General features: G+C 36.4%; 13 protein-coding genes. 8 read left to right on the forward strand and 5 right to left on the reverse strand.

Going from position 1 to position 15,370, the window contains the following annotated elements; all coding sequences use genetic code 11:
- Positions 1-3: 3 nt before the first annotated feature.
- From atpA to THEYE_RS01205, 4 genes are read left to right on the forward strand one after another with little or no spacing between them, the layout of a single operon-like run.
- Complete coding sequence (atpA, locus tag THEYE_RS01190; protein ID WP_012545369.1) at positions 4-1,512, forward strand: F0F1 ATP synthase subunit alpha; 1,509 nt, start codon at positions 4-6, stop codon at positions 1,510-1,512.
- 31 nt (positions 1,513-1,543) lie between these two features.
- Positions 1,544-2,431 carry an ATP synthase F1 subunit gamma gene (atpG, locus tag THEYE_RS01195; protein WP_012544924.1) on the forward strand — a complete coding sequence of 296 codons (888 nt, stop codon included), beginning with the start codon at positions 1,544-1,546 and terminating at the stop codon, positions 2,429-2,431.
- Positions 2,432-2,467: 36 nt separating this feature from the next.
- Positions 2,468-3,889, forward strand: coding sequence for a F0F1 ATP synthase subunit beta (gene atpD / locus THEYE_RS01200; protein WP_012546293.1), 1,422 nt, complete (start codon positions 2,468-2,470; stop codon positions 3,887-3,889).
- A gap of 16 nt (positions 3,890-3,905) precedes the next feature.
- A complete protein-coding gene (locus THEYE_RS01205) occupies positions 3,906-4,328 on the forward strand; it encodes a F0F1 ATP synthase subunit epsilon (protein WP_012545870.1) in 423 nt (140 codons plus the stop codon).
- 445 nt (positions 4,329-4,773) lie between these two features.
- On the opposite strand, the gene THEYE_RS10365 is transcribed toward THEYE_RS01205, so the two are convergent.
- Positions 4,774-4,941 (reverse strand): hypothetical protein, encoded by a 168-nt coding sequence (locus tag THEYE_RS10365; RefSeq protein ID WP_012546079.1) that lies wholly within the window; start codon positions 4,939-4,941, stop codon positions 4,774-4,776.
- 12 nt (positions 4,942-4,953) lie between these two features.
- Positions 4,954-6,696, reverse strand: coding sequence for a putative sulfate exporter family transporter (locus tag THEYE_RS01210; RefSeq protein WP_012546525.1), 1,743 nt, complete (start codon positions 6,694-6,696; stop codon positions 4,954-4,956).
- A 575-nt stretch (positions 6,697-7,271) separates the two neighbouring features.
- On the opposite strand from THEYE_RS01210, the gene speD reads away from it, so the two are divergent.
- Together speD and speE are read left to right on the forward strand one after the other, a co-directional pair.
- Positions 7,272-7,679, forward strand: a complete 408-nt coding sequence (gene speD / locus THEYE_RS01215) for an adenosylmethionine decarboxylase (protein WP_012545906.1) — start codon at positions 7,272-7,274, stop codon at positions 7,677-7,679.
- Positions 7,654-8,553: a polyamine aminopropyltransferase gene (gene speE / locus THEYE_RS01220; protein WP_012546275.1), complete on the forward strand. Its 900-nt coding sequence runs from the start codon at positions 7,654-7,656 to the stop codon at positions 8,551-8,553. The genes speD and speE overlap by 26 nt, the downstream gene beginning before the upstream one ends.
- Here speE and THEYE_RS01225 read toward each other — a convergent pair.
- Genes THEYE_RS01225 through THEYE_RS01235 form a run of 3 tightly spaced genes read right to left on the reverse strand, consistent with a single transcriptional unit; the run spans position 8,550 to position 12,024 of the window.
- Positions 8,550-9,764 (reverse strand): phosphoglycerate kinase, encoded by a 1,215-nt coding sequence (locus THEYE_RS01225; RefSeq protein WP_012545367.1) that lies wholly within the window; start codon positions 9,762-9,764, stop codon positions 8,550-8,552. The genes speE and THEYE_RS01225 overlap by 4 nt on opposite strands.
- A gap of 10 nt (positions 9,765-9,774) precedes the next feature.
- The gene (gene gap, locus THEYE_RS01230; protein ID WP_012546818.1) at positions 9,775-10,779 is read right to left on the reverse strand and encodes a type I glyceraldehyde-3-phosphate dehydrogenase; all 1,005 of its coding nucleotides are present in this window, start codon (positions 10,777-10,779) and stop codon (positions 9,775-9,777) included.
- A 9-nt stretch (positions 10,780-10,788) separates the two neighbouring features.
- Positions 10,789-12,024, reverse strand: coding sequence for a DUF1015 domain-containing protein (locus tag THEYE_RS01235; protein ID WP_012545699.1), 1,236 nt, complete (start codon positions 12,022-12,024; stop codon positions 10,789-10,791).
- Positions 12,025-12,092: 68 nt separating this feature from the next.
- On the opposite strand from THEYE_RS01235, the gene THEYE_RS01240 reads away from it, so the two are divergent.
- Positions 12,093-12,755 carry a DUF1828 domain-containing protein gene (locus tag THEYE_RS01240; protein WP_012546545.1) on the forward strand — a complete coding sequence of 221 codons (663 nt, stop codon included), beginning with the start codon at positions 12,093-12,095 and terminating at the stop codon, positions 12,753-12,755.
- Positions 12,756-12,917: 162 nt separating this feature from the next.
- Complete coding sequence (locus THEYE_RS01245; protein ID WP_012545172.1) at positions 12,918-15,368, forward strand: ATP-dependent Clp protease ATP-binding subunit; 2,451 nt, start codon at positions 12,918-12,920, stop codon at positions 15,366-15,368.
- The last annotated feature ends 2 nt before the right edge of the window (positions 15,369-15,370 follow it).

A 15,370-nucleotide genomic window follows, 5' to 3' on the forward strand; every position in this document is an offset into this window, starting at 1 on the left:
ACTATGGAACTTAAGATGGAAGAAATTAGCGAGTACCTTAAAAAGCAGATTGCTGACTTCGAGAAGAAAGCTGATGTCAGCGAAGTGGGAATAGTTACCTCTATCGGTGACGGAGTTGCGAGAATCTATGGATTAGATAACTGCATGGCCTCTGAAATGTTAGAGCTTCCAAATGGTGTTTATGGAATGGCTCTTAACCTTGAAGAGGACAATGTAGGTGCTATTCTTTTTGGTGATGATAGGCTTGTTAAAGAGGGAGACCTTGTTAAGAGAACTGGAAGAGTTATGGAAACACCTGTTGGAGAGGAACTCATTGGAAGAGTAGTTAATGCAATCGGTATTCCAATTGATGGTAAAGGTCCAATTAATGCAAAGACTTCAAGAAAGGTTGACGTTATTGCTCCAGGAATTATTAAACGTCAGCCTGTTAAAGAACCTCTTCAAACAGGTCTTAAGGCAATAGATGCAATGATTCCTATAGGTAGAGGACAGAGAGAGCTTGTTATTGGTGACCGTCAAACAGGTAAAACAGCTATTTTGCTTGACACGATAATAAATCAAAAAGGTCAGAACTGTATATGTATATATGTTGCCTGCGGTCAGAGACGTCAGAGCGTAGTTCAGGTTGTTGAAACTCTGAAAAAATATGGTGCAATGGACCACACAATAGTTGTTGCAGCAACCGCTTCTGAGCCTGCATCCATGCAGTATCTTGCTCCTTATGTTGGCTGCGCAATGGGTGAATATTTCAGAGATAAAGGAATGCATGCATTGGTATGTTATGATGACCTTACAAAACAGGCTTATGCTTATAGACAGGTTTCATTGATTTTAAGAAGACCACCAGGAAGAGAAGCTTATCCTGGTGACGTTTTCTATCTCCACTCAAGATTGCTTGAAAGAGCAGCAAAACTCTCAGATGCAGAGGGCGGAGGTTCACTTACTGCATTGCCTGTTATTGAAACCCAGGCAGGTGACGTTTCTGGATATATTCCAACAAACGTTATTTCCATTACAGATGGTCAGATATATCTTGAGCCAGAGCTTTTCTATGCAGGTGTTCGTCCTGCTATTAACGTCGGTCTTTCAGTTAGCCGTGTCGGTGGAGCAGCACAGATCAAAGCAATGAAACAAGTTGCGGGTATGCTAAGACTTGACCTTGCACAATACAGAGAGCTTGCAGCATTTGCTCAGTTTGCTGCAGACCTTGATAAAGCAACAAGAGCACTTCTTGAAAGAGGACAGAGAATGGTTGAACTGCTTAAGCAGGATCAATATGTTCCAATGCCTGTAGAAGACCAGATAATGCTTATATTTGCTGGAACTCAAGGACATCTTGATGATTTACCAGTTTCTGCTATTAAAGCTTTTGAACAGGGATTCTTAAGCTTCATTAGAAGCCAGAAAGAAGACATCAGAAAGGAAATCAGGGAAAAGAAAGAACTTGATGATACATTGAAACAGAAAATTACTGATGCTATCTTAGAGTTTAAGAAGACTTTTCAGCCTTAATAATAAAATCTGAAGGTAGAGGAGCAGTTAAATGCCAACATTAAGAGATATAAGGAAAAAAATAAAAGCAATACAGGGAACAAAAAAGATTACCTCTGCCATGAAGATGGTGGCAGCAGCCAAGCTCCGTAAAGTTCAGGATAGCATGCTTAGGTATAGACCTTATGCTACCAAAATGCAACAGGTTTTATCTGATCTGGCTGGAGCAGTTGAGACAAGAGGTGATGTTCCGCCATTGCTTTTAAGAAGACCTATAAAGAATGTAGAAGTACTGGTTATTACATCTGACAAAGGACTTTGTGGAGCTTTTAATACAAATATATTGAGAGTTGCAGCAAAAGAAATAGACCGCCTAAAAAAAGAAGGCTTGAATGTTACAATTTCAGTTGTTGGCAGAAAAGCAAGAGATTATTTTAAAAGAAGAGAAATTCCGTTAAAAAATATATGGACAGGAATTTCAGGAAAACTTCAATATGCTCATGCTCAGATGATAACACAGGAAATGATTAACTCATATGTAAGTGAAGCTGTGGATGAGGTAGTAGTTATCTATAACGAATTTAAGTCTGTAATAGCTCAAAGGGTTGTAATTAATAGAATTCTACCAGTGGGAAGAATAGCTTCTGAGCCTTCGGAACAGCCAGTATTTATTCCATTTACATATGAGCCGAGAGCACCTGAATTGTTTGCAATGCTTCTTCCAATTTATATAGAAATCCAGATTTATAGAGCACTCTTGGAATCGCAAGCAGCGGAAGAAGCAGCAAGAATGACTGCAATGGACAATGCAACAAAGAACTGTGACGAGTTGATAAAAAAGACCACTTTAATAGCCAACAAGGTCAGACAGGCATCAATTACAAAAGAGCTTATGGATATAGTTGGTGGCGTAGAAGCTTTAAAACAAAGTGAAGGATAAAAATTTTAAAAAAGAATAAAAGGAGGTTTAAAAATTATGAACGTAGGTAAAGTAGTACAGGTTATCGGAACAGTTGTTGACTGCGAGTTTGAAGGGCAGCTACCGGAAGTTTTGAATGCTCTGAAAATAGAGGAACCTGGCGATCCTGCTAAGGGTATTCCAGAGCTTCATTTAACACTGGAAGTTGCAATGCATCTTGGAGAAAATAGAGTTAGAACAATTGCTATGGGTTCAACAGATGGACTTGTCAGAGGAATGAAAGTAGTTGATACAGGTGCGCCAATTACAGTTCCTGTTGGTAAACCTGTTCTTGGAAGGATTATAAATGTTATTGGTGAACCTGTTGATGAGATGGGACCAATTCAGGCACAGGATAAATATCCAATTCATATATCAGCTCCTGAATTTACCGAACAATCTCCAACTACCCAGCAGTTTGAGACAGGCGTTAAAGTTTTTGACCTTCTTGTCCCCTTTGTTAGAGGTGGAAAAATGGGAATGTTCGGTGGAGCAGGCGTTGGTAAGACGGTTATTATTATGGAAATGATTCACAACATCGCTATGAAGCATGGTGGTGTTTCTGTTTTTGCAGGTGTTGGAGAAAGAACCCGTGAAGGAAATGACCTTTATCTTGAAATGAAGCATTCTGGAGTTTTGCCACAGGTTGCGCTTGTTTATGGACAGATGAATGAGCCACCTGGTGTTAGGGCAAGAATTGCTCTTACAGCTTTGACAGTTGCAGAATACTTCAGAGATCAAGGACAGGACGTTCTCATATTCATAGATAACATCTTTAGATACACCCTTGCTGGTAGCGAAGTTTCCGCACTTCTTGGAAGAATGCCATCCGCAGTTGGTTATCAGCCAACGCTTTCAACAGAAATGGGTGCTTTGCAGGAAAGAATAACCACAACAGCAAAAGGCTCTATTACATCCATGCAGGCAATTTACGTTCCTGCAGATGACTTAACAGACCCTGCAGTTGCAGCAGTTTTTGCTCACCTTGACGGTACAGTCGTTCTTTCCCGTCAGATTGCAGAGCTTGGTATTTATCCTGCTGTTGACCCGCTTGATTCTACAAGCCGAATTCTTGATCCAAGAGTAGTTGGTGACGAGCATTATCAGGTTGCAAGAGGTGTTCAGTCAGTACTCCAGAGATACAAAGAGTTGCAAGACATTATAGCAATTCTCGGTATAGAAGAGCTTTCAGAAGATGATAAGCTCACTGTTGCAAGAGCAAGAAAGCTTCAGAGATTTCTAAGCCAGCCATTCCATGTTGCAGAAACATTTACAGGAACTCCCGGAAAATATGTAAAACTTGAAGATACAATAAAAGGATTCAAAGCAATTCTTGATGGAAAATATGATGACCTGCCAGAGCAGGCATTCTACATGGTTGGACCAATTGAGGAAGTTGAGGAGAAAGCTAAGAAGATGGGATACACAAGACAGGTTTAATTAAAAGGAGTGGAGAATGGAAAACAAATTGAAGTTAGAAGTTATAACTCCCTATGGAGAAGTAATAAACGAAGAAGTTGATGAGGTTTATACTACAGGCGCGGAAGGAGATTTTGGAGTATTTCCAGGGCATTGTGCCTTTATGACAGCTATAAGAATTGGCTCTCTTTCATATAAAAAAGATGGGCAGATGCATTATCTTTTTGTTAATAGAGGATACTGCGAAGTGCTAAATGATAGAGTTCTGGTATTGGTTGGAAGTGCTGAGAGAGTTGAAGAGATTGATGTAGAAAGAGCAAAAGCAGCTTTAGCACGTGCAGAGGAAAGACTTCGTAAGGCTCAGGCTGGTGAGACAGATATTGATCTTGCCAGGGCACAAGCAGCTTTGGAAAGAGCAACAATAAGAATTCAGCTTGCTACAAAACTTATACCAAGATAACAGCATATACTAAATAAGTAAAAGGGAGAGCAACAACCTCTCCCTTTTACTTATAGACCATTCAAAAATTCAAAAACCTAAATTTAGAAAATCAATAGATTATAGAATCGATACGCTTCAATCACTAAAGGTTATTCCGATGGGTCTCAATAACCCTGACGAATTTGATCCGAAAGGGTCATCCTGTAAGCCGAGGTTTCCTTTTTCTTTTGTTACTCCGAGCACTTTCAATGGGTATGAAGAATCTCTCTTTGGTTCAATAAAAAAATGGAGTAGATTCCTTGTCGCTCGTGCTCCTCGGAATGTTGCCTACGTCGTCACTCTGAGGGACAATGTCCCGAAGAGTCTCCGTGAAAAATGGGGAGAGTTTCACTTCGTAAAGTTTTACTGAATTTTATAAAAGGTATAAAAAAACGGGAGGGACTGCCCTCCCGTTTTTTTATTATCAGTGTGATGCAGGGAAGAAAGTGTAGCTTACCCAGACAAGGACAAAAAGTAAACCTATACCAAGTCCTATGCTCCAGATTATAAGCTTCTTTTCAATAGGAAGCAAAGGCTCATACTCTGCCTCCATTTTTTCAAGTTCTTCTTTGAGTTTTGCTTCATCTACCATAGCATACCTCCTTTATCCTGTTATTATCGGAGGTTTTACTCCGTGGAAGAATATGTAAGAAATTACCAAACCAATCCAGAGTATGAATCCGAATAGACATATCAGATAAACAAGAGCAAGTCTGCCAATTCCCTCTTCCCAAAGTTTTCTGAAGTCAGACATTACACCGATTGTGAAGAATGTTATTAAGAAGAAAAGCACTCTCAGAGCATTTGTTCCTGCTGTTGCAACATTTGTATCTGAAATAACTTTTTTAGAATCCTTGATTGAAGCTTCAAGTTCTTTAATTTTATTTTTCTTTTCATCTATCTTTGCTGTTAGCGTTGCCTGCTGAGCAGGGTCTGTTACTGTGGTAAGCTGTTTCTCTGTTGCTGTAATTTCTTTCTTTATTTTATTGATCTGAGCTTCTACAGGTTGAATCTTTGGTGCATGAGGAGCAGAGATAAGCAGTATTACTATGAAAGTAACAGCATATGCCATTACAAATTTTGGAAATCTTCTCCATATTTCTGTAGCACTTACTCTTTCACCAGGTTTGCACTCAATCTTTGCACACCAGATGTAGGCAAGAATAAATGCCCATATACTGATAAAGATATCTATGAAGAGCTTTGTTGTTGATGCTGCCATGAGCATCCATCCTGGTTCGTACTTAATTCCAGCTGCTGTCTCAGCCTTTGCCCTCACAAGTGCATCAACAACCGCACCTGATGCAAAAGCTGCACCATCTGTTTTAACAGCAAGTCCCATCCATGCACCAGCAACCATTGGTTCTTTCCAGAGGAATGCCTGTGCAAAGAATGGGAGAATTATGAGCTCAACAACAGCAAATATAACAACAAGAGAGGAAACCATAATTGGAACTACAGGCCTTGCCTTAATTGCTCCACCTGTTGCTATTGCAGCAGAAACACCGCAAATTGAAATTCCTGATGCAAGCGGAGCTGCCCATTCTTTACTAAACTTAAACCATTTTCTTGCTATGAAATAGACAAGTGCCCAGTAAATAAGATATGCCTCCACTATAGCGCAAAGACCTCTGAATAAAACCGCTGAGGCAAGTCCGAATGCCTGTGCTGATTTTAATCCAAGAAGAGCTCCCATTAAACCAATTGCTGTTTTAATGTAAAACTCTGGTTTAAGGGCTTCACCTATGAATTTAGCAAAGGGTCTAAAGAAGTTTCCGACAATAAGTCCAAGTAGGAGAGCAAATATAAAACCACCTTCTCCTGTTAGTTTCAGAGACCATGGAATTCCTGCTTTCTTGGCATCTGTTGCTGCAAAATAGGCATAGTGACCTATAAACCAACACAGATAGCTAAGCCAGAAAACAAAGAAGAAACCGATATTGAACTTCACTAAATTTGCTCGCATCAAAGCAGCACCAATTGTGAAAACAACCGCCATAAAGATGTAGGTTAACACTAAAGAAGCAAACCCTGAAAGTCCTTTCTTTTCATAAGTATCACCTACTTTATAAGGTGTAGGGTCTTTAACTGTGACAGTTTCCTCTTTACCATCAGCCTTTTTAATTGTGAGTTTGTTGCCATCAATCTTTGTAATTTCTCCTTTAACAGATTGATAAATCTTTCCAGTTGGAGCTATTGCTTTACTTGAGTCAGTCCATTCCTTTGTGCTTACAACCCAGCCAAGCGGGTCAGTGCCTGTATAAGCCAAGAGAGAAATGAGAAATATAACGATCGCTAACCAAAACGCCAACCAATCTTCGCTAACACCTTTTTTTTGCTCTGCCATACTTCAACCTCCTTTCTAAAAATTTTTAAGGAAAGAAAAAAATAAAACTAAAATAAAACTAATTTCTCACCTCCTTTCATTTAAAAAATTTAAAGACTGTCAGCCTCTTGCAATCTCCTTAAAATCAATATATTGTGAGATAACGCAATTTCCAATTTATCACTCCTTTGCTACTAAGAAGATTGCAAGAACATCATATACCATTATTGGCATTATAGACATGTTAATAAAAAACAACAGCAAAATACATACCAAACAAAAAATGAACAAAAATCAAAGGCAAAATTTTACTATTGTTACCAAGTAGTAACATTATTTTATTTAATACGTTACCAAGCAGTAACATTATCTAAATATCCTTTTCCTATGCTTGAGATGGCTTTAATTGACAATATTCAGATAATTTAAAAATCTCTGGCAATATTAAATCTCTAAAAATTGCTCAATTCAGCTTATCGTAATTGATAATTTTAGAGAGTAAAAATTTGTTTGACAAAAAAATTTTTTTTACAGTAATATATAAAGTTTGCAGGGGCTTTGTCCCTGTTTTCATCTCTGTGGGAGGAGGTCGAAAATTGTATGCTTTAGGGACCCATCTTTTAATTGAATTAAAAAATTGCAATCCTGAGATCCTCAAAGATCTCGAAAGTGTCAAAAACATTCTGGTAGATGCCGCAAAAAAAGCAAATGCAACAATCATTAGTGTTAATTTCCATGAATTTAATCCATTTGGTATCAGTGGGGTTGTTGTTATTGCGGAGTCTCATCTGACCATTCATACATGGCCAGAATATGGTTTTGCTGCAGTGGATGTATTTACCTGCGGAGAAACCATAAAGCCAGAGATTGCAGCTCAATATATTATAGAAGCATTTGAGTGCAAAGTTCCCTCAATAGTTGAGATGAAAAGAGGTATAATTTCTCATAGAAACGAGAAACTACCTCATAAGGTATGTCATGAAGAATTGCAAGTGGTATATTGAGCAAACATCTGAGGATGAGATTATATTTCATTCTCTTAAGGAGATAATATATAGTGAGAACTCTCCTTATCAGAGGATTGAAATAGTCCATTTTGGTAATCTTGGCAGATGTCTTCTTCTTGATGGTAAAATGCAGTCTTCTGAGGTTGATGAATTTATTTATCATGAAGCATTGGTTCATCCTGTTATGCTTCTAAGTGAATCTGTAGACAAGGTGCTCATAGCAGGCGGTGGAGAGGGAGCTACTTTGAGAGAGGTATTGAAACATCCTGTTAATGAAGTCGTCATGGTAGAGCTTGATGAATCAGTTATTACAATTGCTAAACAATATCTTCCAGAATGGAATAGCGGTGCTTTTGACGATCCGAGGGTCAGGTTGGTTATAGATGATGCAAGGTCTTATATTGAAAAAACAAAAAACTATTTTGATGTAATAATAATAGATTTACCTGAACCAGCAGAAGGAGGACCTGCTTATCTGCTCTATACTAAGGAGTTCTATGAAAAAGTAAAAGAAGCTCTCACAGAAAAAGGCATGATGGTTACGCAATCTGCTTCTGCTTCTGTAAATAACTTAAGGGTTTTTGTTTCAATTGTTTCTACTCTTAAACAGGTATTTCCATATGTTAGACCCTATATTACCTATGTGCCTTCTTTTTTTGCTCCATGGGGATTTGTTCTTGTTTCTAAAAAAATTAATCCTGATGAGTATGTAAATAGAATAAATGAGAAACTCAATTCTGTGGGAGAAAGTTTAAAATTTTACGATATGGATAGTCATACATCTATGTTTTATCTTCCAAAGCATATCAAAAAAGCTTTTGAAAAAGAGGGGATAGTCATACACGATGACTCCCCTCTTTCTTTTTATTAATCTTTCTTTTTAGAAGGTAACACTGCAAGTCCTGGTAATTCTTTCCCTTCAAGTAATTGTAAAGCAGCACCACCACCCGTTGATATAAATGAAATGGAATCACTCACTCCTGCTTTATGCACTGCATAGTCTGTATCTCCACCACCTACTATTGTAAATGCATAAGAATCAGCAACTGCATGGGCAATCGCGAATGTACCTCTTGAAAATGCGTCTATTTCAAAAACTCCCATTGGTCCATTCCATAAAATAGTTTTTGCATCATGTAAAGCCTCTGTAAAAAGCTTTACTGAAGCAGGTCCTATATCAAGCCCTCGCCAGCCCTGAGGTATTTCCTGTACAGGAACTATCTTAGTTTCTGCTCCTGTGTCTATGCTTTGAGCAATCACAACATCTACAGGAAGATAAAATTTAACCCTGTTTGCGCGAAGTTTTTCCATTATTTTTATAGCAAAATCTATCATATCGGACTCAACAAGGGAGTTACCAACCTCGTATCCCATAGCTTTTATAAATGTAAAAGCCATTCCTCCACCAACTATTACTTTATCTGCTTTGTCTGCAAGATTTTCCAATACTCCAATCTTCCCTCCAACCTTAGCACCTCCCAGTATTACCACAAAAGGTCTTATAGGAGATTCTACAGCTCCTTTTAGATATTCAATTTCTTTTTTAAGTAAAAATCCAGCGGCTGAAGGAATAAATTTCGGTATGCCAACAATTGAAGCATGTGCCCTATGCGATGCTCCAAAAGCATCGTTTACATAAAAATCTGCTAAAGATGCAAGAGCTTTTGCAAACTTTTCATCATTTTTTTCTTCTTCCATGTGAAACCTTAGATTTTCAAGGAGAATGACATCTCCCTCTTTCATTTTTGAAACAAGCTGTTCAACCTGAGGTCCAATACAGTCAGGGGCGAAAATTACTTCTTTGTTAAGAAGCCTTTGAAGTCTTCTTGCAACAGGAGATAGTGAAAACTTGGGATCAACCTTTCCTTTCGGTCTTCCAAGATGTGAAGCAAGAATTATTTTTGCTCCTTCGTCAATGGCGTAGTTTATAGTTGGTAGTGTGGAACGAATACGTCTGTCATCAGTTATTACTAAATTTGCATCAAGGGGCACATTAAAATCAGCTCTTATAAAGACCCTTTTTGATTTTATAGGTAAGTCTTCAATTGTCATTTTGTCAAAAGAATTATTAAAAGGTGTCATTTTGACCTCCTTAAATTTTTTCCATTAAATAAAGAACAAGGTCCCTAACCCTGCAGCTGTATCCATATTCATTGTCATACCATGATATTACTTTTACCAGTCTGCCTTCTATGACTTTTGTAAGAAGTCCGTCAACAATTGAAGAGTAAGGAGAGCCGTTAAAATCAATTGAAACCAGAGGTTCTTCAATATAATAGAGAATGCCCTTAAGGAGTTCTTCAGAACTTTTTTTCAATGCTTCATTGATATCTATTTCATTTACATTTTGACTTAGTTGAACTACAAAATCAACCATAGATACATTAGGAGTTGGTACCCTTATTGCCAATCCATCAAGTTTTCCTTTAAGTTCTGGGAGTACTTTTGCAACAGCTTTTGCAGCACCAGTTGTAGTGGGAATCATTGACATGGCAGCAGCTCTTGCCCTTCGTAAGTCTTTATGAGGAAGGTCAAGAATTCTCTGATCATTTGTATAGGAATGAATAGTTGTTGCGAAACCTCTTTCAATTCCAAAATTTTCGTGTAGCACCTTAGCTACAGGAGCAAGACAGTTTGTGGTGCATGAAGCATTGGAAATTATTCTGTGCTGAGAAGGGTCAATCATATGATGATTAACTCCCATAACAACAGTGATATCTTCTTCTTTAGCAGGTGCTGTAATTATTACCCATTTTGCTCCAGCCTGCAAATGACGCGAAGCACCGGCTCTATCTGTAAATCTTCCTGTTGATTCAATTACAATGTCAATTTCTAAATCTTCCCAAGGAAGTCTTTCAGGAGAAGTTTCAGCAAAGATCTGAATTTCTTTGTCATCAACCATAATATAATTATCTTGAGCTTTTACAGCACCTCTGAACTTTCCATGAACAGAGTCATATTTAAGCAAATGCGAAAGGGTGTATGCATCGGTAAGGTCATTGATTGCAATAACTTCAATATCTGGATAACCATAACAAGCACGGAAAAAAAGTCTCCCAATCCTTCCAAATCCATTGATTGCAACTCTTAAGGACATACTTACCTCCTACTTAAAATTTTCTTTAAAACTGTTTATAACCATTCCTGTAAGAAGTTTTGGGTAGAAATATGTTGATTTAGGAGGCATTCTTAGACCTGCAAGTGCAACTCGTTCTATTTCCTCTACTTTTGTTGCTCTGAGAATAAAAATTGCATCACATTTACCTTCTTGAACCATTTTTATGCCTTTTTCAATGTCTATATCATAACAGACTTCTCTTTGAGGAAACATTTTTTTTAGAATTACTTCTTCCAAGATGTTAACATCAAAATATCTTAACTCCTCAGGTAAATAATCAAGGCATGGTCCTTTGTATTGAAGAATATAAAATTTGTTATCTTTTAAATATACTCCAATATTTTTGGGTCCCATTTTTTCAATTACTTCCTGTATATCCTCATCTTTATTGAATTCAAATAAATGAAAAAGATCATTTTGGTTCTCAAGTTGCTCTTTGACTGGTAAAGAAGTGCTTAAAAGTCTATGAGTTGGTAAAATAAGATAACCATCATCTTCAATATTGGTTAAAAACATAAGCACATAATTCCAGGGAGAATCTTTTTGTTCTGGATAAAGTTCATTCATCTGTTTTTTAAACTCAAGAGCAACTTCATATCTATGATGCCCATCAGCAATAAAGATGGGTTTATTTTTAAACTCTTCCACTATTTTATTAATCTGAGCGGGTTCTTTGATTTTGAATAATCTATGAATATTTCCATTTAAATCTCTTGCTTGAAGATAAGGAGTTTTTAATTTTTCCAATATTTGAGATGTTATTCTTTCTTTTGAGCGATATATGGAAAATATCAGAGAAGTATTTGCCATACAGGCTTTCATAAGATTTAGCCTATCTGTCTTAGGTTTTGAATAAGTCTGTTCATGGGGATAAATTCCTTTGCCAAACTCTTCAATTTTTACAGTACCTATGATACCTCTTAATATTTTCTTTTTATTTTTATATGAATAATGAATTTCATAACCGTAAAAACAGGGTTCTTTTTCCTGAATAAGGATACCCTCTTCCAGCCATTTATTTAAATACTGTTTTGCAAGAGAGTATTTATCTACATCAGGTGAATTTTTTCCATAATCAATTCTTACTATGTTATAAGGGCTTTTATTATAGAGAGTCTCTTTGAGTTCATCAGAAATGATATCATAAGGAGGACACATAACATCGTCCTCATTTATTTTTTCAGGATTGTAAACAATTCCTTTAAAAGGCTTGATAATAGTCATATGAGTTTTATGATAACATTTACATTTATTGTAGCTCAACCTTAGCTAAATATGTTATATTTCATTTCATGAATTTAATTACAAAAATTGTTATTCTTCCAAAGGTTGGAAAAACAAGAATAACATTTTATCGTGATAAAAGAAAAGTCACAAAGGATAAAACAACATTTTCCTTGCCATTTGATATGCAATTAAATGAAAAGATAGCATCAGGAGAAATAATTTACAGTCCTATGTTCAGGTCATGCAGAATTATGTGGAATGAAGCTCCTGAAGATATTCAGGTAAAGGAAGAGGCAGAAAATTTTATAAAGGAATTTTTATTTGGTACCCTGTTAACTACAACTGAGCCTATAGAGCCTCAAGAGGCTGAAGAAATTTTTGATGGTTTTATAAAATTTTTGAGTTCTTCAATTCAATATAGGATAACTGGTGAAGGTGCCTGTGTTTTAAATATTCCAATAGCTGCAAAACAGTCAAAAATGTTAAAAATAATATTAAGGAAAAAAGATACAGGTGATTATTTTCTAAGTGATGATGGATTTATATTAAGAAGTTTTCGTCCCCATGAAAGAGGACAGAGAGAAAGAGTTGTTTTCGCTACAAAAAAATTAGGGATAGAGATTAAAGAAGATGAATTATTTCTTGACTCATCACCTGAGGAGCTTTCAGAAAATCTTTATAAATTTATTCAGTTTGTTTCTGCTGTATATTTATTTTATCTCACATAAAACAAAGACTGCCTCATTTTAAACAAGTTAAATTTCAACCAATATCTCTTTCTATTACACAATGACCGAAGAATTTTTCAGAGTAAAGTAAAGGAATTGACATAGAGCAAACAAACAAATTAATATTGATTTAGAAGCAAAAATACTTAAAGGAGCTTTAAAATGTTTGAGAAGTTTACAGAAAAAGGCCGCAAAATCATTCTCTATGCCAGAGAAGAAGCAGAAAAAAGAAATAGCGAGTTTCTTGATACAGAACATTTACTTCTTGCAATTTTAAGAGAAGAAGAATCAATCCCTGTAGCTATAATGCGAAAAATTGGTATCGCTCCTGAGAATGTAAGATATGAAATTGAGAAAAGAGTGACAAATGAAGGTAATCTTTTAACCTATGGAGAGATACCCTTTTCACCAAGAGCAAAAAAAGTTCTTGAAAATGCTATTGAAGAAGCGAGACTTTTGGGGCATCCCTATATTGGAAGCGAACATCTCTTTCTCGGTTTAATTAAAGAAGAAGAAGGAATAGCTGGTAAGGTTTTAAGAACTCTTGGGATTAATCTCCTTGCTGCAAGGCAGTTAACGATTAATTTTTCTATAAGACCTCATTTTCAGGGCACACCTCAGAGAGAAAAGAGAAAAACAAATACGCCAGCGCTTGATGAATTTGGAAGAGATTTAACCTTACTTGCTCTTGAAGGTAAGCTTGATCCTGTGATTGGAAGAGAGGATGAAATAGAGAGGGTTATTCAGATTCTTGGAAGAAGAATAAAGAATAATCCTGTTATAATTGGCGAACCCGGAGTTGGTAAAACAGCAATTGTAGAAGGGCTTGCTCAGAAAATTATTGAGGGAGATGTTCCTGATATTTTACTGGGCAAGAGAATTATTGCTCTTGATCTTGGGGCATTGATTGCAGGTACGAAATACAGAGGACAGTTTGAAGAAAGACTTAAGGCAGTAATCAGAGAGGCAACTCAATCTGAAAATATTATTCTATTTATAGATGAGCTTCATACAATAATTGGAGCAGGTGCTGCAGAAGGTTCTGTTGATGCGTCAAATATGTTAAAACCAGCTTTGGCACGTGGAGAAATGCAATGTATTGGTGCCACAACTCCTCAAGAATACAGAAAATATATAGAAAAGGACGGAGCACTTGAAAGAAGATTTCAACCAGTGTATATTCAGCCAACCACAGTTGAGACAACAATAGAAATATTACGGGGAATTAGAGAAAAATATGAATCTCATCACAAGGTAAAAATTACAGATGAGGCAGTAGAAGCAGCTGTTAAACTTTCTGATAGATATATTACAGATAGATATCTACCTGATAAAGCAATAGATGTAGTAGATGAGACTGCCTCAAGAATTAAGCTTAGAAGGTCTATAATGCCTCAGGAGTTGAAATCTCTTGAGTTTGAGCTTGCTAAAATTTCAAAAGAAAAGTCTTTATATATAAAACTCCATGATTTGTCTTCAGCACAGAAGGCAAAATATGAAGAAGACAAATTAAAAAGGATATATGAAACAAATTACAAAAAATGGAAAGACTCAATGTATAAAGAAGTTCCTCTTGTTACAGCCGATGACATCTCATATACCGTATCTAAGATGACAGGAATTCCACTTTATAAACTTGAACAAACAGAGTCTGAAAAACTGCTTCAAATGGAAGAAATTTTGCATCAAAGGATTGTTGGACAGGATGAAGCAATAAAAAGTGTTTGTAAAGCAATAAGACGTTCTCGTGCAGGATTAAAGACAAAAAATAGACCAATAGGTTCGTTCTTCTTTCTTGGACCTACAGGAGTTGGAAAGACCGAACTTGCAAAGGTTCTTGCAGAATTCATGTTTAATGATGAGAATGCTTTAATCAAGTTTGATATGTCAGAGTATATGGAAAAATTTAATGTATCCAAGCTCATTGGAGCACCTCCTGGTTATGTTGGTTATGAAGAAGGTGGTCAACTTACAGAAAAAATTCGTAAAAGACCTTATTCTGTTGTTCTATTTGACGAAATTGAAAAAGCTCATCCAGATGTGTTTAATTTGCTTTTGCAGATACTTGATGAAGGTGTACTTACAGACAGTTTTGGAAGGAAGGTAGATTTCAGAAACACGATTATAATAATGACATCAAACATTGGAGCAAGATTGATTGAAAAATCAACACCTCTTGGCTTTCGTAAATCTGATTCTGTAGATGTATATTCAAAGATTAAAGACAATGTTTTTGATGAACTCAAAAAGACATTTAATCCTGAATTTCTCAATAGAGTTGATGATATTGTTGTATTTCATCCTCTTGAAGAATCCCATTTGCTTGCTATTATTGACCTTTTAATTGCTGAAACAAATAAAAAACTCGCAGAATATGGATTTGTAATTGCTGTCTCAGATGAGGTTAAACACTGGATTTTGAATAAATATTATCAGCCAGCTTATGGTGCAAGACCTATGAGAAGGGCTATTGCCAGAGAGATAGAAGATCCTCTTTCAGAGGAAATTCTTAAGGGCAATTTTAAGGGTGCAGACTTTATAAAAGTTGAGTTAAATAACAATAATATAGAATTTAAAGAAGTCCAGGAAGAAGTAACAACTTCTGTGAATTAAGA

The sequence above is a fragment of the Thermodesulfovibrio yellowstonii DSM 11347 genome (genome assembly GCF_000020985.1).
Taxonomy (GTDB): domain Bacteria; phylum Nitrospirota; class Thermodesulfovibrionia; order Thermodesulfovibrionales; family Thermodesulfovibrionaceae; genus Thermodesulfovibrio; species Thermodesulfovibrio yellowstonii.